Source organism: Kluyvera genomosp. 1, assembly GCF_001266615.1.
In the GTDB taxonomy this organism is placed as follows: Bacteria; Pseudomonadota; Gammaproteobacteria; order Enterobacterales; family Enterobacteriaceae; genus Kluyvera; species Kluyvera cryocrescens_A.
The window spans coordinates 1-19441 of the sequence record NZ_LGHZ01000042.1 but is presented as its reverse complement, the minus strand read 5'-3'; the positions used below and the strand labels follow the sequence as shown (position 1 = coordinate 19441).

General features: G+C 56.5%; 12 protein-coding genes. 10 read left to right on the top strand and 2 right to left on the bottom strand.

Annotated elements, in window-relative coordinates:
- The first annotated feature begins 129 nt into the window (after window positions 1–129).
- Window positions 130–681, top strand: a complete 552-nt coding sequence (locus KP80_RS19940) for an NUDIX domain-containing protein (protein ID WP_052285383.1) — start codon at window positions 130–132, stop codon at window positions 679–681.
- A 57-nt stretch (window positions 682–738) separates the two neighbouring features.
- Here the strand turns inward: KP80_RS19940 and KP80_RS19935 are convergent, their stop codons facing one another.
- Entirely contained in the window at window positions 739–1380 is a 642-nt protein-coding gene (locus tag KP80_RS19935; protein ID WP_052285382.1) for an HD domain-containing protein, read from the bottom strand.
- Between the two features lie 112 nt (window positions 1381–1492).
- Here KP80_RS19935 and KP80_RS19930 point away from each other — a divergent pair, with 112 nt between their 5' ends.
- The 4 genes from KP80_RS19930 (at window position 1493) to fdnI (ending at window position 7313) form a co-directional block, all read left to right on the top strand.
- Window positions 1493–2470 carry a GlxA family transcriptional regulator gene (locus KP80_RS19930; protein WP_052285381.1) on the top strand — a complete coding sequence of 326 codons (978 nt, stop codon included), beginning with the start codon at window positions 1493–1495 and terminating at the stop codon, window positions 2468–2470.
- A gap of 243 nt (window positions 2471–2713) precedes the next feature.
- Window positions 2714–5764 (top strand): formate dehydrogenase-N subunit alpha, encoded by a 3051-nt coding sequence (gene fdnG / locus KP80_RS19925; protein ID WP_072129175.1) that lies wholly within the window; start codon window positions 2714–2716, stop codon window positions 5762–5764.
- A 12-nt stretch (window positions 5765–5776) separates the two neighbouring features.
- Window positions 5777–6667 (top strand): formate dehydrogenase subunit beta, encoded by an 891-nt coding sequence (gene fdxH, locus KP80_RS19920; protein WP_052285380.1) that lies wholly within the window; start codon window positions 5777–5779, stop codon window positions 6665–6667.
- A complete protein-coding gene (gene fdnI, locus KP80_RS19915; RefSeq protein WP_052285379.1) occupies window positions 6660–7313 on the top strand; it encodes a formate dehydrogenase-N subunit gamma in 654 nt (217 codons plus the stop codon). The genes fdxH and fdnI overlap by 8 nt, the downstream gene beginning before the upstream one ends.
- Before the next feature lie 696 nt (window positions 7314–8009).
- On the opposite strand, the gene iutA is transcribed toward fdnI, so the two are convergent.
- Window positions 8010–10211 (bottom strand): ferric aerobactin receptor IutA, encoded by a 2202-nt coding sequence (iutA, locus tag KP80_RS19905; protein WP_052285378.1) that lies wholly within the window; start codon window positions 10209–10211, stop codon window positions 8010–8012.
- A gap of 344 nt (window positions 10212–10555) precedes the next feature.
- Between iutA and KP80_RS19900 the strand changes: the two genes are divergently transcribed.
- The 5 genes from KP80_RS19900 (at window position 10556) to urtA (ending at window position 19173) form a co-directional block, all read left to right on the top strand.
- The gene (locus tag KP80_RS19900; protein ID WP_052285377.1) at window positions 10556–11446 is read left to right on the top strand and encodes a siderophore-interacting protein; all 891 of its coding nucleotides are present in this window, start codon (window positions 10556–10558) and stop codon (window positions 11444–11446) included.
- Between the two features lie 280 nt (window positions 11447–11726).
- Window positions 11727–13526, top strand: coding sequence for an allophanate hydrolase (gene atzF, locus KP80_RS19895; protein ID WP_052285376.1), 1800 nt, complete (start codon window positions 11727–11729; stop codon window positions 13524–13526).
- Complete coding sequence (uca, locus tag KP80_RS19890; protein WP_052285375.1) at window positions 13519–17136, top strand: urea carboxylase; 3618 nt, start codon at window positions 13519–13521, stop codon at window positions 17134–17136. Before atzF ends, uca begins: the two co-directional genes overlap by 8 nt.
- A gap of 10 nt (window positions 17137–17146) precedes the next feature.
- Window positions 17147–17845 (top strand): GntR family transcriptional regulator, encoded by a 699-nt coding sequence (locus KP80_RS19885; RefSeq protein WP_052285374.1) that lies wholly within the window; start codon window positions 17147–17149, stop codon window positions 17843–17845.
- Between the two features lie 56 nt (window positions 17846–17901).
- On the top strand, window positions 17902–19173 hold the full coding sequence (urtA, locus tag KP80_RS19880; protein ID WP_052285373.1) for an urea ABC transporter substrate-binding protein: 1272 nt from the start codon (window positions 17902–17904) through the stop codon (window positions 19171–19173).
- The last annotated feature ends 268 nt before the right edge of the window (window positions 19174–19441 follow it).

Sequence of the window (19441 nt, the reverse complement as noted above, 5' to 3'; positions counted from 1 at the left end):
TCGTCGGCAGCGTCAGATGTGTATAAGAGACAGGAGCGTCAGATGTGTATAAGAGACAGATGTTATTCATGCCCCTGACGTCACTGCTATTTTGGGCGTCAGCCTTTTAGCCAACAAAGGATTATGCTCATGAGCGCTGAAATAAAAACGCTGGCCACGAAAGAGATTTATCGCAACCGCTGGATGGCGTTGAAAGAAGATCGCGTCCAGCGCGCCGACGGCAGCGAGGGGATCTATTCCGTCGTTGAGAAAGGGGATTTTGTCGTCATTATTCCGCTACACAATGACGACATTTTTGTCGTCGAGCAGTTCCGCTACCCGTTAGGTGTGAGAACGATTGAACTGCCGCAGGGTAGTTGGGAAACTTCGCCGACCGCCGCACCCGAAGAGGTTGCCGCCGGAGAACTGAGAGAAGAAACCGGGCTCAGCGCCGGTAAGCTTGAATACGTGGGGTACCAAAAGCTGGCGCAGGGTTATTCTTCGCAGGGATATCATATTTACCTGGCGACCGAGTTGACGTTGAGCGGCCAGCAGCTGGATGAAGAAGAGTATGGTTTGACGGTCAAAAAGATGAAAATCATTGATTTCAGGGCACTGATTCTGGCGGGTAAAATTAGCGATGCCACCTCGGTGACCGCTTTTCTGTTAGCCTGCGCCAAACATCAAATTGATAAATCCTAACCGCAAGGGCAGGGATGTCTGCTAACCCGATAACAGACATCCGTCCCGGACTGATGCTTACTCTTTCCAGCTCGACTCGCGAATAATGCGGCAGAAGTTGCCCGGCACAAATGCAGCCTCTTTATCGGCGATCACATCGGCTTTCACGTTGCCGAATGTGGTCTGCGGTTTGCCCTTAATCCCATCATAAAACGCGTTGATGATTTGTTCTTTAAACTGCGGCTGGCGCGGGTGCTGCTGCACTACGGCCTCACGGCTGGCGTCGCTGAATGACGAATAGTCGATACCCAGTACGTCCATCTCCACGCCGGCGGTCAGCAGCGCGATTTCCGGGGCCATAAATTCCGGGATCCCCGGCGTGGTATGCAGCGCAATCGCCGTCCACACTTTATCGATATCCGCAGGTGCGACGCCATGGCTATCGAGGAATGCGCGGGCGGCGTTGGCGCCATCCACTTCGAAGCGCTTGTCGCAGCTGCAGTGTTCGTGGGTCAGACCCACATCGTGGAACATACAGCCGACATACAGCAGTTCGTGATCCACTTTCAGGCCGCGATGTGCGCCGGCTAGCGCGCCCCAATAATAGACGCGGCTGGAGTGGTGAAAAAGCAGATCGTTTTCGGTGTCTCGTACAAACTCGGTGGCTTCACGAGCCAGTTTGCTGTCGGGGATTTTGATGCCTTGCACGGTGAATGTCATATTTTGCTCCTCATGGGTTGTTGAAATGAAGTTTACCGGGCATTCTGTATGTCATGAATCATCGAATTACGACGAATTAAGACATAACTGCTAATCGGGACTTCCAGCACTGATGAAACGCGTGATTGCCATTCTTGCCGTACCTGGCGTTCAGCTTCTGGACGTTTCCGGGCCATTAGACGTCTTTGCCGAGGCTAATCGTCTGCTGCGGCGGACAGTGTATGAACCTGTGGTGGTCTCGCTGGAGGCGCAAACCGTCACGTCATCATCGGGCGTTAAGCTGATGGCGGACTACCGGCTCGACAAACAGACGCTGCAAGCGAACACCTTTCTTCTCGCCGGTGCGCCGGACGTCTGGCAACAGACGTTGACCCAGACGCAAAAAGAGAAAATCCGCACGCTGTGCAATAACAGTGAGCGCTACGGCTCTGTCTGTACCGGCGCGTTCTTGCTGGCACAAACGGGGCTTCTGACTCAGCGTAAAATCACCACCCATTGGGCCAGCGCAGCGCGTCTGAGCACGGAGTTTCCACAGATTGAAGTGGAGGTTGATGCGCTGTATGTCGCGGATGGCCCCGTGAGAACGGCGGCGGGGGTGACTTCCGGCATGGAGCTGGCGATTCGGCTGGTGGAGGAAGATCTCGGGCGCGAAGTGGCGCAGGACATCGCCTGTAATTTAGTGATGTTTTTCCGCCGCCCGGTTAATCAAGGACACTTTATCCGCCATAGCGCAATATCCTCAACGGGTCGCAACGCTTTCCAGGATCTACAGCGTTGGACGCTCGCTAACCTTGCCACCGTGGCAAGCCTGAACGATATGGCGGAACACATTGGCCTTAGCGTCCGCCATCTTGGGCGCTTGTTTCGTCAGGAAATGGGCATGGCGGCGGGAGAGTGGCTGGAAGCGGGGCGCATTGATCGGGCAAAAATGCTGTTAGAGAGCGGCACGTTGCCGCTGAAAACGATCGCCAGCCAGTGTGGTTACGCCAGCTGCGATGTGCTGCGCCGGGCGTTTATCAAACGCGTGGGCATGACGCCTTCCATGTACCGGCGCTTAAACGTTGCCAGACCCTGGGCGGATAAATCGTAGCGGTATGCGCAATATAGCCGTTCAAATTTATGGCGATTATTTTATTAAATAATCGCCATGCGTAATTATTATCTTTAGTGACTAACGGAATTGTTCATATTAATTGCGATCAATTTAATCGATGTTGGCAATATTCTAAATATTGCGCTCTATCAATAACCCTATAAGAGTAATGGTCTCCCGTCCGGAATAACCTTATAATCTCCATCCCTTTTCATGTCTTAAGTTTAAGCTGGAGGATACATGGAGCTCAGCCGGAGGCAGTTCTTTCGAATCTGCGCGGGCGGTATGGCAGGAACCACTGTTGCATCTCTCGGATTTTTATCATCGTTTTCCGTTCACGCGGAAACCCGTCAATACAAACTCTTAAAAGCAAAAGAGACGCGTAATAACTGTACCTACTGCTCGGTAGGCTGCGGCATGCTGATGTACAGCCTTGGCGACTCAGCCAAAAATGTAAAAGAAAGCATTTATCACATTGAAGGCGATCCGGATCATCCGGTGAGCCGCGGCTCGCTGTGCCCGAAAGGCGCGGGCGTGCTGGATTATATTCACAGCGAAAATCGCCTGCAGTATCCCGAATATCGCGCGCCAGGTTCAGATAAATGGCAGCGTATTAGCTGGGATGACGCCATTAATCGGATTGCGCGATTAATGAAAGATGACCGCGACGCTAACTTTGTTGAGAAGAACGCCGAGGGGCTCACCGTCAACCGCTGGACCACGACCGGCATGCTCTGTTCTTCCGCCGCCAGTAATGAAACCGGAATTCTTGACGGTAAATTTACCCGCAGCCTGGGGATGGTGGCTATCGACTGCCAGGCGCGGCTGTGCCACGGACCGACCGTTTCGGCGCTGGCACCGACCTTCGGCCGTGGCGCGATGACCAATAACTGGGTGGATATTAAAAACGCCAACGTAGTGCTGATTATGGGCGGTAACGCGGCGGAAGCGCACCCGGTTGGCTTTAAGTGGGTGATTGAAGCGCAAACTAAAAATGACGCCACCGTGGTGGTGGTTGATCCACGTTTTAACCGCAGCGCCGCGGTGGCCGATCTCTACGCGCCTATCCGCGCAGGCTCTGACACTGCGTTCCTGCTCGGTGTGATCCGCTACCTGTTGGAAAACGATCGCGTGCAGCATGAATATGTGCGCCACTACACTAACGCTAGCCTGATCATTCGCGATGACTACCAGTTTAACGATGGCCTGTTCAGCGGGTATGACGCGAAAAAACGCCAGTATGACAAATCGAGTTGGTTTTATCAGCTGGATGAGCAGGGCAACGCGCTGCGTGATGAAACCTTCAGTCACCCACGATGCGTGTGGAACTTGTTGAAAGCCCACGTTGAGCGCTACACGCCGGAAATGGTTAACCGTCTATGCGGTACCTCGCTGGCGGACTTCAAGCGCATCTGCGATATCCTCGCCAGCACCAGCGTGCCTGACCGCACCGCGACCATTCTCTATGCGCTGGGCTGGACGCATCACTCCGCCGGAGCGCAGATTATCCGCGCCGCTGCGATGCTTCAACTCTTGTTGGGAAATATCGGTATGGCAGGCGGCGGCGTGAATGCGCTGCGCGGCCACTCGAATATTCAGGGCTATACCGACCTTGGCCTGCTGTCGACCAATCTTCCCGGCTACATGCCGCTGCCGTCTGAAAAACAGCCTGATTACCAGACCTATATTGCCCAAATCACCCCGCCATCGCTTGGCGTGAACGAAGTGAACTACTGGCAAAATACGCCAAAATTCTTTGTCAGCATGATGAAAAGTTTCTGGGGCGATCACGCCACGGCGGAGAATAACTGGGGCTACGACTGGCTGCCGAAATGGGATCGTCTGTACGATGTGATGACCCAGGCCGAGCTGATGCTGGAAGGTAAAATTAACGGTTACATCGTGCAGGGCTTCAACCCGCTGGCGGCGTTCCCGGATAAAAACAAATCCTCGCGCGCGCTGGCAAAACTGAAGTACATGGTCGTTATCGATCCGCTGGCGACGGAGTCATCAAACTTCTGGCAGCATCACGGCGAAATGAACGATGTGAAGCCTGAAGATATCCAGACTGAAATTTTCCGCCTGCCATCATCCTGTTTTGCTGAAGAGGACGGTTCGATTGCTAACTCCGGGCGCTGGCTTCAGTGGCACTGGGCGGCGGCTGAACCACCGGGCGAGGCGCTGCACGACGCCAAAATTCTTGGCCGCCTGTATATGCGGCTGCGTGAGCTGTATCAGCAAGAAGGCGGGGCTAACCCCGAGCCGCTGCTGAATATGAGCTGGGATTATAAAGACCCCTACGATCCACATCCTGAAGAAGTTGCCCGCGAGGCAAACGGGATGGCGCTGGCAGATCTTTATGATGATAAAGGGTTGCTTATCGCCAAAAAAGGCCAGCAACTTAGCAGCTTTGCCCAGCTTCGTGATGACGGCTCGACCAGCAGTTTCTGCTGGGTGTACTGCGGTAGCTGGACGGAGCAGGGCAACCAGATGGCTAATCGCGATAACAGCGATCCGTATGGCCTGGGCTGTACGCCTGGCTGGGCGTGGTCCTGGCCAGCAAACCGCCGCATTCTCTATAACCGCGCGTCCGCCGATCCGGCGGGAAAACCGTGGGATGCGAAGCGTGCGCTGTTGCACTGGAACGGCCAAAAATGGGCCGGTATGGATGTCGCCGATTACAGCCAGGCGGCACCGGGCAGCAATGTCGGGCCATTCATCATGAACCAGGAGGGCGTCGCGCGCCTGTTCTCTATCGACAAAATGAACGATGGGCCATTCCCGGAACACTATGAGCCGATTGAGTCGCCTATCGGCACCAACCCGTTGCACGCGGACGTGGTCTCGAGCCCGGTGGCCCGTATCTTCCATGACGATATCGCCAATATGGGCACTGCGGACGCTTTCCCGTATGTGGCGACGACCTACTCCATTACCGAGCTGTTCCGCCACTGGACCAAGCATGCGTTGCTGAATGCGATTGCGCAGCCGGATCAGTTCATCGAAATCGGTGAAGCGCTGGCGAGTAAAAAAGGGATTGCGGCAGGGGATACAGTGAAAGTGATGTCGAAACGCGGCTTTATCAAAGCCAAAGCGGTGGTGACCAAGCGCCTGCAAACGCTGACCATTGACGGTAAGCAGGTCGATACCATCGGCATACCGTGTCACTGGGGCTTTGAAGGGGCCACGCGCAAAGGTTTTCTCGCCAACACGCTGACGCCGTCGGTCGGCGATGCCAACTCACAAACGCCTGAATACAAAGCGTTTCTGGTTAACGTTGAGCGGGCATAAGGGAGAAAACTCATGGCTATGCAATCACAAGATATTATCAAACGTTCGGCGACCAACGGCATCACGCCACCACCCCATGCGCGCGATTACCGCGCCGAAGTGGCAAAACTTATCGACGTGACTACCTGTATCGGCTGCAAAGGCTGTCAGGTGGCCTGCTCCGAGTGGAACGATATCCGCGATGAAGTGGGTTATTGCCACGGTGTGTACGATAACCCGACCGATCTTAGCGCCAAGGCCTGGACGGTGATGCGCTTTAGCGAAACCACCCAGAATGACAAACTGGAGTGGTTGATTCGTAAGGACGGCTGCATGCACTGTGCGGATCCGGGCTGTCTGAAGGCCTGCCCCTCCGCTGGCGCCATCATCCAGTACGCCAACGGGATTGTCGATTTTCAGTCTGAGCACTGCATTGGCTGCGGCTACTGCATTGCTGGTTGCCCGTTTAACATTCCTCGACTCAACCCTGAAGACAATCGCGTCTACAAATGCACGCTGTGCGTTGATCGGGTTAGCGTCGGCCAGGAACCGGCCTGCGTGAAAACCTGCCCGACCGGGGCCATCCAGTTTGGCACCAAAAAAGAGATGCTTAATGTCGCCGAAAACCGCGTCATACAGCTCAAAAAACGCGGCTATGCCAATGCGGGAATCTACAACCCTGAAGGGGTCGGTGGGACGCACGTGATGTATGTGCTGCACCACGCGGATCAACCTTCGCTGTATCACAATCTGCCGGACGATCCGAAAATCGCCGCGCCGGTCAATCTGTGGAAGGGCATTCTCAAGCCGCTCTCCGCCGCCGGATTCATCGCCACCTTTGCCGGACTGATTTACCACTATGTGGGCGTGGGGCCGAACAAAGAGACGGATGATGATGACGAAGAGGAGAACGGTCATGAGTAAGAGCAAGATGATTCTACGCACCAAATTTATCGACCGCGCCTGCCACTGGACGGTGGTGATTAGCTTCTTCCTGGTGTCGCTTTCCGGTATTGCGCTGTTCTTCCCGACGCTGCAATGGCTCACTGAAACCTTCGGCACGCCGCAGATGGGGCGAATTTTACACCCGTTCTTTGGGGTGATGATTTTCGTCGTGCTGATGTTTATGTTCGTCCGTTTTGTGCACCACAACATTCCCGATAAACAGGATCTCCCGTGGATCAAAGGCATTGTTGAAGTGTTGAAGGGTAACGAACATAAAGTGGCGGATGTCGGCAAATATAACGCCGGTCAGAAAATGATGTTCTGGAGCATCATGAGCCTGATTTTCGTGCTGTTGGCGACCGGCATTATCATCTGGCGGCCATACTTTGCCCACTATTTTCCGATGGTGGTGGTGCGCTGGAGTTTACTGATTCATGCGACGGCGGCAATCGTGCTGATCCACGCTATTTTGATTCATATCTACATGGCGTTCTGGGTGAAAGGATCGATTGAGGGGATGATCGACGGGAAAGTGAGTCGCCGCTGGGCGAAGAAGCACCATCCGCGTTGGTACCGTGAAGTTGAAGCTACGGAGCAGCAGCGGGAAAACGAAAAGGCGTCGTAGCAGGGGCTGTCAGTTAAGTGGGTTTCCATTCAGCTTTCCAGCTGATTGCGCTCCTTGTTTACAACCAGCCATTTAACCTGAATGGCGCAAGGAGCGCGCAGGGGGCGGCCAATCGCCGCCGCCCCCTGCATCCCCAGGCTCTGGCGGCAGAATCGCCGCTTCGCGGTGCCCTCAGCTTATGCCTTCCGGCTTTCGGGTCGGGCGCGAGGTAACGTCCCTGTAAAACCGCGCCCTCAGCCCACATCCCTGTGGGCTGCCCCGGCCTGCAGGCAACGCTTCGGCGATTCAGACGCCACCTAAAGTCGCTGCAAGTTTTCAGCTAAAAGCAAACGCCAATATCGCTGTAACTTTTAAGCTATAAAAAACGCCAATATTGCTGAAACCGATGAGTCCCCGCTTGAAATCGGTGAGCCGGAGAAGGGAAGACAAGGTCAGGCCGCCAGGGATGGCGGACTGAGGCGAACCGAGACATGACGTCGAGTTTCGCCGTGCCGCAGGCTGGAGTTCGCAGGCGAACGCAGTGCGAAGCACCGATTTCGCTGCGGGGCCGCGGGGATTGCAAAGGGGAGCGGGGCGCTCCCCTTTGCCCGTTCACTGATACTATTGTTTCATGTTCTACAAAACGTAAGGTGAACGGAATTTCGCGCATAACTAACAAGCATTAGGGCGCTACACGGTTTTCTTCAATACCTGAACTTAGAACAGCACCGAGTAATTCAACCCAAACGTCCGCCCACGCCCCCGGTAGTCATACAGGGAAGCCGGGCCGGAAGCCGGGCTGTAGTACAGCGGTGCGCGCTGTCCCCAAACCGTGGTGTAGTCGCGGTCGAACAGGTTTTCCACGCTGAAGCTCAGTTTGCCCACCGGAAGCTGATAGCTGCCGAGTAAATCGATGGTGGTGTAACCATCAAGTTGGTTACCGGCCTCATCGCGAATTTTAAATGACGTGGTGCTCTGCACGCGCAGGCTCCACGGATCCGGCGCCCAGCCGATGTAGGCGGTGGCTTTAGATGGACTGGCGACTTTCACGTCGTATTTCTGCCAGCTACCGTCCACTTTTGATTCGGTTTTCAGCACGTTGAAGTTACCGCCGGTGCTCCAGTCGGTATCCGGAATAAAGTAGTCCACCGCGCCTTCCACGCCGTAAATGCGGCGCTTATCGTCAATAATGCTGATGGTCAGATCTTTATTCGCCTGCACGTTTTTATCCGACAGAGAATAATACGCCGCCAGCTGGGTGCGCAGGTTATCGCCGGTGTAGCGCCAGCCCAGCTCGTACGAGTTCACCTTGATGCCTTCGAGCTTGCTGTCGTCAACGTTGACGCTGTTGGTCAGCGGCAGATGCCCGTTGACCGCCGTGCCATAGGTGCCACGACCGTAATATTTACCCGGGTCCGGCAGCTCAACGCCCTGTGAGAAGTTAAACCAGGTCTGCTGACGTTCGGTCAGGTGCACCAACAGGCCGGCGTTAAACAGGAAGTTGTCGTAATCGGTTGAACCGCCCGGAATGGCATCGGCGGTTTTTGCCGTACCGGCGGCAATCTGCTGCTGCTGCGCGTAACCAATGAAGTCATCAATTTTGTTCTCGGTGTACTGATAGCGTACGCCGCCGCTTAGGGTAAAGATCTCGTTGATGTCATAGCTGGACTGCAGGAATGCGGCCAGGTTGCTGATGTCGTACGATGGGTAGCGACCCGTGGTGTAGAGCCGCTGGTTATTCAGGCCGCCGGAGGCATTGGCCTTATCTTTATCGAAGAACATCTGGTTAGAGGTAAAGCGCTCGTGATCGGCATCCAGCCCGTAGGTTAGCTGCCAGCCGTCCAGCGGTGTGCTGTTCATCGTCAACTTCGCGCCATACTGGTTGGTCTCCTGTTGGGATGACGAGAAAGACGTAAGCTTATTGTTCTTATCCATGGACGGGAACGGGTAGAACTTTAACGACTCGTCGCGATAGTAAACCTGGCCGACCAATTCCTGGCCGAGGAAATCGCTGTTGGAGTACTGCAGGCTCATCAGGTGACGTTCAGTACCGGGAATACGGTCGGAATTCAGCCCGCTGCTGACGTACGGCTTAGTGGCTCCGCTTAGCGCCGAGAAATTTTTCCCCAGATTCAGGCCGTAATCATCGTCGCCCTGGCTCTTATAGTACTGAGTCACCAGCTGTAGCTGCTGAGTCTCATCAATGTTCAGCGTGCCGGTGCCCATGACGTCGAGGCGATCGGAATACTGTAAACCGGTCTGAGTGTTGTCCAGCAGGGTGGCATCGCCGTTGCCATCGTACCAGCCGCCAAACTTCTGATAGGCCACCGACATACGCCCGGAGATGTGGTCGTTGCCGCCGGAAACGGCGCTGGCAATGCGCTCATCGTGATCTTTACTGCTGTTGAAGCCGCTTTTGCTGCCCGCTTCAAACTCCACCTGAGTTTCCGGCTGGCCTTTTTTGGTCACGATATTGATAAGCCCGCCGGTACTCCCGCCACCGTACAGCGACGTCGCGCCGGAGATCACTTCAATATGCTCGATGTTGAATGGATCAATGGAGTCCAACTGGCGGCTATCGGTGCGCGACGAGTTCAAGCGTACGCCGTCGATCAGCACCACCAGCGGGCGACCACGGACGTTCATGCCGTAGTTGGTGCGGCTTTGGCTACTGACGTCAAGGCCGGGGATCAGCTGCGCCAGCGCATCCTTAAGTTCTTTACCGCCCTGGATCTGCTGTTCCAGTTCGGCATTTTCAATCACCCAGGTGGTTTGCGCCATTTCGGCGACGGTACGGTTGTTGCGGCTGGCGGAGATCACCATCGATTCATCGTCGGTTTGCTGCGCCACGGCGGGAGCCATCATGGCAAGCAGCAGCGGGTTTAGCGCCCAGAAGGTAAGTTTTTTTGCGATCATCATTATTCCTGCGCACGGGCAGACAAGCATCGGCCCAAAAATGCGGTTCAGTGAGTTAAAGATGCAGCGTCATGCCGCGTGCACCCATGGCGGTAACCGCGATGGGTATATAAACCATGAATAATTCATGGGCTTATATCAGTTGTGGTAATGCGAATATTGTCGATAATATTTCTCATTATCAATACTAAATATTAGAGTTGATTAAAAAATATTAATGAGATGATGCTTTTATCATCAACTTTCAATGTTTGACTCTGGCAAGAAATCGCAGAATAAATCAGTAAAATCATGATGTTAGGTTTACTTGCGTGCTGCACCTTCTTCCTCATAGGTAAGGACCATTTATGGCTGTCGTTCCGGGTTACCGTCTGTTCAACGTGCGCTTAGTGCGTAAAGGCGAGGTCTCGCCCTCTTTGCTGAGCCTGGTGTTTAGTGGGGAAGAGGTGGCGCAGATGAAATCGGACTCGCCGGATCAGCGAATAAAAATGCTGTTTCCCGCCGAGGACGGTACGCCGCCGTCGTTGCCGGTGGAAGGCGAGTGGTACCCAACGCTGCTGGCCATACCGAAAGACAAGCGGCCGATCGTGCGTACCTATACGCTGCGGCATGTCGATCCTGATCGTCGGGAAGTGACGGTGGAGTTTGTTCGCCACGGCACGGAAGGTCCGGCTTCCGCCTGGGCCATTAACGCCAAACCGGGCGATACCATCCAGATCGTAGCGCCCAATGCCGCGCAAACTGAAGACAGCGGTGGCTATGAATGGACGCCGCCTGCGGCTTTGCGCCGCGCCCTGATCGTGGCCGACGAAACGGCACTGCCGGCGGCGCGTGGGATCCTTGAAATGCTGGCGGGTCAGGCTAATCCTCCGCAGGTACAGGCATTTTTTGAAGTACCGGATCAGGGTGACTGCATCGATTTAACCGCGTTCGATTTTGCGGCAGTGCACTGGCTACCGCGCCAGCCACATGCGGCGAAGCACGGTGAATGCCTAATTAGCGCCGTGAAGCAGTATGCACGTCTGCCGGAAAGCGACGGGGCTGGCTACGTTAAGGAAGAGGCCGAAGGAGAGTTGCTGTGGGATAAAGCCACCACGGCAAGCGGCGATTTCTACGGCTGGGTGGCAGCGGAATCAACGGTCGTCAAACAGCTGCGCCGTTACCTGATTGGCGAACGTGGCGTGGAGCAAGACGCGATTAACTTTATGGCTTACTGGGCCAAAGGGCGCGTCCGCTGATCGCGTCATCCAGACGCTTTCGACATAAAAATAACCGCATCGATAAAAGAAATATTGCTGCGGTTATTTTCATAATAGATTGTTCTGTTCTTATTATTTATCTATTTATTTTTCCTATGACGCCCTGCACCGTTATTGCACGTTAATGATCTGCGACGGTGCGGTGATTATTTTAATTGATTCTTGGTTTTATTATAAATTCATATAAAACAAATAATTAATTATTTGGCATGAGCCTTGCTAATTGAATTCCATCTTGTATACCAACAGGAATTCAACGATGGCATTAATGACCGGTAAGACACTGGCCGCATGGCGTCAGCAGATTACGCAAAATAGCGACGCGGTTCTGACATTATTAAAAGACCATATTCGTACTCTCTCCGTTGAGGATAACGCCTGGCTAATGATTGTCAGCGAGACTCAGCTTCAGGCGCAGTGGGACGCGTTAATTCCGCGCTATCGGGACAACCCGGGCGCGCTGCCATTATTTGGCATTCCGTTTGCGGTTAAAGATAACGTCGATGTGGCCGGCTGGCCGACCACGGCCGCCTGTCCGGCATTTGAGTATATTGCCGAGCAAGATGCCACCGCCGTAGCCCGGCTGAAAGCCGCTGGCGCGATTGTGATTGGCAAAACGAACCTCGACCAGTTTGCGACCGGCCTGGTGGGCACTCGCTCTCCGTACGGCGCCGTTGCCAACACCTTTAACGCCGAGTACGTCAGCGGCGGCTCCAGCTCCGGATCAGCTTCGGTGGTGGCGCGCGGCCTGGTGCCGTTTGCCTTCGGCACCGACACCGCCGGTTCCGGGCGCGTACCGGCCGGGTTTAACAACATCGTCGGGCTCAAACCGACCAAAGGCTGGTTATCGGCGAAAGGCGTCGTTCCAGCCTGCCGTCTGAACGATACGCTGTCGGTGTTTGCCTTGACTGTCGATGATGCGTTTTACATCGCATCTTTGGCGGGCGGCGTCGATCCTGAAGATGCATACTCGCGCAGCAATCCAGCAACCGCCCCTGCCGCGCTGCCGCAAAATCCAGTATTGGCTATCCCGGAAGTACTCAATTTCTTCGGTGACACCCAAGCACAGGCGGCGTGGGAAAAAGCGCTTGATGCGCTGTGCGACGGTGGTGTCACGCTGCGTCCGATTGATTTCTCGGCATTCTCTCAACTGGCAGAGCAGCTTTATCAGGGGGCGTGGGTGGCAGAGCGCACGGCGGCAGTGGGCGATATGCTCCAGCATCCGGAACAGATGGATCCAACCGTCTATACCATTGTCTCCGCAGGCCTGAACTACAGCGCGGTGGATGCCTTTAAGGCTGAATACCTGCGCGCCGAGCTGGCGCAAAAAATCAACCACGCGCTGGCCGATGTCGATGCGCTGGTGGTGCCGACCTCACCGACCATTCATACCCTCGAAGAGATGAAGCAGGAACCTATCCGCTTTAACTCTCAGTTTGGGACCTACACCAACTTCACCAACCTTGCCGATCTTAGTGCGCTGGCCCTGCCAGCCCCGCTGCGTGACGACGGTCTCCCGGCAGGCATTACCTTGATTGCACCGGCGTGGCACGACCGCGCGCTGGCCGAGTTTGGTCTGCGCTGGCAGCAGCAGCTAGCGCTTCCGCTGGGTGCGACCGGGCTGCCGCTTACCGCAGGTGCGTCCCTTGCTCCTTCAGCCCATCACGTCCGCGTGGCGGTGGTTGGCGCACATCTGCGCGGGATGCCGCTCAATTTCCAGCTGACCACCCGCGACGCGGCGTTTGTCGAATCCACGCACACCGCGCCGAACTACCGCCTGTACGCGTTAGCCAACACCCAGCCGCAAAAGCCGGGAATTGCCCGCGATACCTCAGGGGCGGCGATTGAAGTGGAACTGTGGGATATCCCGCTGGCTCGCTTTGGCGAGTTCGTCGCAGAAATCCCGGCGCCGCTGGGGATTGGCTCGCTTGAGCTCAGCGATGGCCGCTGGGTGAAAGGCTTTATTTGTGAACCGGCGGCGCTCAGCGACGCCACGAACATTACCGAATTTAAGGGCTGGCGCCACTGGATTGCCCGCAAGGAGAACCAACATGTTTAATACCGTGCTGATTGCCAACCGGGGTGAAATTGCCTGTCGCGCCATACGAACGCTGAAACGACTGGGCATTACCAGCGTGGCGGTTTACTCCGAAGCCGATAAAAACGCTGAACACGTCAAGCAAGCGGATGTTGCCCTGGCGCTGGGCGGTGAAAAGGCCAGCGATAGCTACCTGAAAATCGACAAAATTATCGCCGCCGCGCGGGAAAGCGGGGCGCAGGCCATCTGGCCGGGCTACGGTTTTCTCTCCGAAAGCCTGCCGTTTGCCGACGCCTGTGAACAGGCGGGAATTGTTTTTATCGGCCCCACCGCGCAGCAGATCGGTGAGTTTGGCTTAAAGCACCGGGCCCGTGAGCTTGCCGCACAAGCTGGCGTACCGATGACGCCGGGCACCGGGCTACTTAACAGCCTGGATGAGGCGCTGAAGGCGGCGCAGGAGATTGGCTACCCGGTAATGCTGAAAAGCACGGCTGGCGGCGGTGGGATTGGACTCACGCGCTGCGCCGACGCCGAAACGCTCGCCCAGGCGTGGGAAAGCGTGCGCCGTTTGGGGGAGCAGTTCTTTAGCGATGCGGGCGTTTTTGTTGAACGCTGCGTGGATCGTGCCCGCCATATCGAAGTGCAGATTTTCGGCGACGGCAAAGGCAACGTGGTCGCCCTCGGTGAGCGCGACTGCTCGCTGCAGCGCCGCAACCAGAAAGTGGTGGAAGAGACGCCCGCGCCAAACTTGCCCGCGGACACGCGCAGCGCGCTGCTGGCGGCGGCGGTGCAGTTGGGCAAACTGGTGAACTATCGCAGCGCCGGGACGGTGGAGTTTATTTACGACGGCGCGCTTGATGCGTTCTATTTCCTTGAGGTCAACACTCGCCTACAGGTGGAGCATCCGGTGACGGAGTCCGTCACCGGGCTGGATCTGGTGGAGTGTATGCTGCGGGTTGCGGCAGATGAGCCTATCGAGTGGGCGCGTCTGGCGCAGGCGCCGCAGGGTGCCGCCATTGAAGTGCGTATCTATGCCGAAAGCCCGCTGAAAAACTTCCAGCCGAGCCCTGGCGTATTGACCGATGTGACCTTCCCGGATGATGTGCGTATCGATACCGGCGTGACCACCGGCAGCGAAGTATCGGCATTTTACGACCCCATGATCGCTAAGTTGATTGTCCATGCGCCCACGCGTGAGGCGGCGTTGGTTAAACTGCATACCGCGCTTGCCGCCACGCGCCTGCACGGTATCGCCACCAACCTTGATTACCTGCGACAAATCACCGCCAGCGAGGCATTTGTGAGCGGCACCGCCTGGACGCGGATGCTCGACAGCGTGGTTGCAACATCGCCGGTGATTGAAGTCATTCAGCCGGGCACCTGGAGCAGCGTGCAGGATTATCCGGGCCGTCAGGGCTACTGGGATATCGGCGTGCCGCCGTCCGGGCCGATGGATGATTTTGCCTTCCGTCTGGCTAACCGGATTGTCGGCAACCATGAATCGGCGGCAGGGCTGGAATTTACCCTGCAGGGGCCGGTGCTGCAGTTTCACAGCGATGCGCTGATTGCCCTGACAGGGGCCGACTGTCAGGCGACGCTTGACGGTGAAGCGGTCGCGCTATGGCAGCCGGTGTCGGTAAAATCCGGTCAAACACTGACGCTGGGTCGCGCACAGGCGGGCTGTCGCGGCTATCTGGCGGTGCGGAATGGCCTCGACGTGCCGGAGTATCTCGGCAGCCGTTCTACCTTTGCGCTGGGCCAGTTTGGCGGCCACGCCGGTCGCACGCTGAAAGTGGCCGATCTGTTGCCTATCTCGCGCCCGGAACTTGCGGCCTGCACGACGCCCCCCCCGGTCAGTGAACCGAAAGCGCTCTCCAGCGCACTGATCCCGACCTACGGCGAGGTGTGGCGTATTGGCGTGCTCTACGGGCCGCACGGCGCGCCGGACTTCTTCACTCAGGAATCCATCGACGAGTTCTTTGCCAGCGACTGGCAGGTGCACTACAACTCCAACCGCCTTGGGGTGCGTTTAGTCGGGCCGAAGCCAAGCTGGACGCGGCCAAACGGTGGTGAAGCAGGGCTGCATCCCTCCAACGTTCACGACTGTGAGTACGCGATAGGCGCCATTAACTTCACCGGCGATTTCCCGGTCATTCTTACCCGTGATGGCCCAAGCCTGGGCGGATTTGTCTGTCCGGTGACCATCGCCAAAGCCGAGCTATGGAAAGTGGGGCAGGTGAAACCAGGTGACCGCATTCGCTTCTTCCCGATTAGCGTCGAGGATGCGGTAGCGCGGGAGAAGGCGATGGATCGCAGCGTGGAGACGCTGCAAACCACCACCCTTGCCGAGTTTGCCGTGCCGTCACTTGCCGACCGCGATGGAGTCTCCGCCGCCGGACTGGTGTCGTTGCCGGCCACGTTTAGCACCCCGGCGATTGTCTATCGTCAGGCTGGCGACAACTACATTCTGATTGAGTACGGCGAAAACGTGCTGGATCTGGCCCTGCGCCTGCGGGTTCATGTGCTGATGGAACACCTGCGCGAGCTGGCGCATCCGGGCATCAAAGAGCTTTCACCCGGCGTGCGTTCGTTACAGGTGCGCTATGACAGCCGCGAAATCAGCCAGCAGGCGCTGGTGGCGCTGCTGCTGGAACAGGAAGCGCGGATTGGTGACGTCACGCAGATGAAAGTGCCGTCACGCATTGTTCATTTGCCGATGGCCTTTGAGGACAGCGCCACGCTGGATGCGGTGAGCCGCTATGCCGATACCGTACGCGCCAGCGCACCGTGGCTGCCGAACAATGTCGATTTCATCCAGCGTATTAACGGCCTGCCGAGCCGTGAAGCGGTGAGGAAGACGCTGTTTGACGCCAGCTACCTGATTCTGGGGCTGGGTGACGTGTATCTTGGTGCGCCGTGTGCGGTGCCGATTGACCCGCGCCACCGTCTGCTGAGCTCTAAATACAACCCGGCGCGCACTTTCACTGCCGAAGGCACCGTCGGGATTGGCGGCATGTACATGTGCATCTATGGCATGGACTCCCCCGGCGGCTATCAGCTGGTGGGGCGCACGCTGCCTATCTGGAACAAATTCCTCAAAAACGATCAGTTCAACAACGGTGAGCCGTGGTTGCTGCACTTCTTCGATCAGGTGCGCTTCTACCCGGTCAGTGAAGCGGAGCTGGATCAGCTGCGCGACGATTTCCGCGAAGGACGCGCCGCCGTGCGTATTGAAGAGACGGTGTTCGACTTCCCTGCGCATCTGCAATTCCTCGAGGCCAACGCCGACGAGATTGCACAGTTCCGCCAGCTTCAGTCTGCCGCCTTCGAGGCAGAAGTGGAGCGCTGGCAGCTTGATGACCAGCAGGAGAGCGCCGAAATCCAGCCGCCGGAGCCAAACGAGGCCGTTGATGATGACGCCCTGGCGGTGACCGCCGATATGAACGGCAACATCTGGAAAGTGCTGGTGAAGCCGGGCGACACGGTGGAAGCCGGGCAGACCCTGATCATCGTCGAAGCCATGAAAATGGAGCTGGCGATTGCCGCGCCGCAGGCGGGTGTGGTGAAGCGCATTGGCTGCCAACCGGGCCGTCCGGTGAGCCCAGGCGACGCCCTGTTGTGGCTGGAATAAGGAGCTAAAGATGGCGCAAAGCAATGACAAAAAGCGCGCGGTGGGGCTGGCCGAGCGTATCTATCTGGAATTGAAAAATGACATTTTTGATTTCCGACTGATGCCCGGTGAGCACTTTAGTGAAAACGAGATTTCCGAGCGTATGTCGGCCAGCCGCACGCCGGTGCGCCAGGCGCTGTTCTGGCTGGAGCACGAAGGCTATGTGCAGGTTTATTCCCGCAGCGGCTGGCAGGTGAAACCGTTCGACTTCACCTATTTCGAAGCGCTGTACGATTTTCGTATCGTGCTGGAGATGGAGGCAGTAAAACGACTTTGCGCTATGCCGTCTGCCGCGCGTGCCGAGCATTTGGCACCGCTCATCGCCTTTTGGTGTGACGCCCCGCAGATGTCGCCGGGTAAAACGCTGTCAAGGCACGATGAAGCGTTCCATACCGCGCTGGTTAGCGCTACCGGTAATGCGGAGATGGCCCGCGTGCATGTCGACCTGACCGAAAAAATGCGCATCATCCGTCACCTCGACTTTACCCGTGAGGATCGTGTTGATGCCACCTACAGCGAACACGCCCAGGTACTGCGGGCGATAGCACAACAGCAAACCGAGGAGGCGCAGCGGATCCTGACTGCGCATATCTCACAGAGTAAAGCCGAGGTCCGAAAAATAACCTTACACCGGCTGCAGCAGGCACGTTTACAACCTGTTTCATCTTAAGCCCATCGCATGATGGGAAAACCGTTATTACTCAATATCATTTAGGGGTTTTGGTCATGAAAAGACGTTCTTTACTGAAAGCATTTGCCCTGTCGGCCACCTTTTTGAGCATGGGCTTCTCTTTGCAGGCGTACGCAGCAGACACCATTAAGGTGGGGATTATGCACTCACTCTCCGGCACGATGGCGATTTCCGAAACGCCGCTGAAAGACGTGGCGCTGATGACCATCGACGAGATCAACGCCAAGGGCGGTGTGCTGGGCAAAAAGCTCGAACCGGTGGTAGTGGACCCAGCCTCCAACTGGCCGCTGTTTGCGGAAAAAGCGCGCCAGCTGTTGACCCAGGATAAAGCCGCGGTGGTCTTCGGCTGTTGGACTTCGGTATCGCGTAAATCGGTGCTGCCGGTATTTGAAGAGCTGAATGGCCTGCTGTTCTACCCGGTACAGTATGAAGGCGAAGAGATGTCGCCAAACGTCTTCTACACCGGGGCTGCGCCAAACCAGCAGGCGATCCCGGCGGTGGAATACATGATGAGTGAAGACGGCGGCAGCGCGAAGCGCTTCTTCCTGCTCGGTACCGACTATGTTTATCCGCGCACCACCAACAAGATCCTGCGCGCCTTCCTGCATTCCAAAGGGGTTCAGGATAAAGATATTGAAGAGGTCTATACGCCGTTTGGCTACAGCGATTATCAGACCATCGTCGCCAACATTAAGAAATTCTCCGCGGGTGGAAAAACGGCGGTGATTTCGACCATCAACGGCGACTCCAACGTCCCGTTCTACAAAGAGCTGGCCAACCAGGGTATCAAAGCCACCGATGTACCGGTGGTGGCGTTCTCCGTGGGTGAAGAAGAGCTGCGCGGTATTGATACCAAACCGCTGGTGGGCCATTTAGCGGCGTGGAACTACTTTGAGTCGGTTACTAACCCGGTGAACGCCAAATTCGTTGCCGACTACCGCGCCTATGCCAAGGCGCATAAGCTGCCGAATGCCGACACCGTGGTGACCAACGACCCTATGGAAGCGACCTACGTGGGTATCCACATGTGGGCGCAGGCGGTAGAGAAAGCGGGCACTACAGATGTCGACAAAGTGCGTGCGGCGATGGCCGGACAGACCTTTGCTGCGCCAGATGGGTTTACCCTGACCATGGATGCCACCAACCACCACCTGCATAAGCCGGTGATGATTGGCGAAATCGAAGAGAATGGGCAGTTCAACGTGGTGTGGAATACCGACAAACCGGTACGTGCGCAGCCGTGGAGCCCGTATATCGCCGGTAATGATAAGAAGCCGGATACGCCGGTGAAGACGGGTGGGAAGTAGTTGTTGGGCAATGGTTACTCATTGCCAGCGACGAGAGAAACACCGTTCGGCTTTCTAGACTGTTGCGCTCCTTGTTCATCTCATGCCCTATAGTTTGAATGGCGCAAGGAGCGCGCAGGGGGCGGCCAATCGCCGCCGCCCCCTGCACCCCCAGGCTCTGGCGGCAGAATCGCCGCTTCGCGGTTCCCTCAGCTTATGCCTTCCGGCTTTCGGGTCGGGCGCGAGGTAACGTCCCTGTAAAACCGCGCCCTCAGCCCACATCCCTGTG

Bases quoted from the DNA above. Each gene is read 5' to 3' on its own strand.
- KP80_RS19940 (WP_052285383.1), top strand. From the start codon at position 130: ATGAGCGCTGAAATAAAAACGCTGGCCACGAAAGAGATTTATCGCAAC.
- KP80_RS19935 (WP_052285382.1), bottom strand. From the start codon at position 1,380: ATGACATTCACCGTGCAAGGCATCAAAATCCCCGACAGCAAACTGGCT.
- KP80_RS19930 (WP_052285381.1), top strand. From the start codon at position 1,493: ATGAAACGCGTGATTGCCATTCTTGCCGTACCTGGCGTTCAGCTTCTG.
- fdnG (WP_072129175.1), top strand. From the start codon at position 2,714: ATGGAGCTCAGCCGGAGGCAGTTCTTTCGAATCTGCGCGGGCGGTATG.
- fdxH (WP_052285380.1), top strand. From the start codon at position 5,777: ATGGCTATGCAATCACAAGATATTATCAAACGTTCGGCGACCAACGGC.
- fdnI (WP_052285379.1), top strand. From the start codon at position 6,660: ATGAGTAAGAGCAAGATGATTCTACGCACCAAATTTATCGACCGCGCC.
- iutA (WP_052285378.1), bottom strand. From the start codon at position 10,211: ATGATGATCGCAAAAAAACTTACCTTCTGGGCGCTAAACCCGCTGCTG.
- KP80_RS19900 (WP_052285377.1), top strand. From the start codon at position 10,556: ATGGCTGTCGTTCCGGGTTACCGTCTGTTCAACGTGCGCTTAGTGCGT.
- atzF (WP_052285376.1), top strand. From the start codon at position 11,727: ATGGCATTAATGACCGGTAAGACACTGGCCGCATGGCGTCAGCAGATT.
- uca (WP_052285375.1), top strand. From the start codon at position 13,519: ATGTTTAATACCGTGCTGATTGCCAACCGGGGTGAAATTGCCTGTCGC.
- KP80_RS19885 (WP_052285374.1), top strand. From the start codon at position 17,147: ATGGCGCAAAGCAATGACAAAAAGCGCGCGGTGGGGCTGGCCGAGCGT.
- urtA (WP_052285373.1), top strand. From the start codon at position 17,902: ATGAAAAGACGTTCTTTACTGAAAGCATTTGCCCTGTCGGCCACCTTT.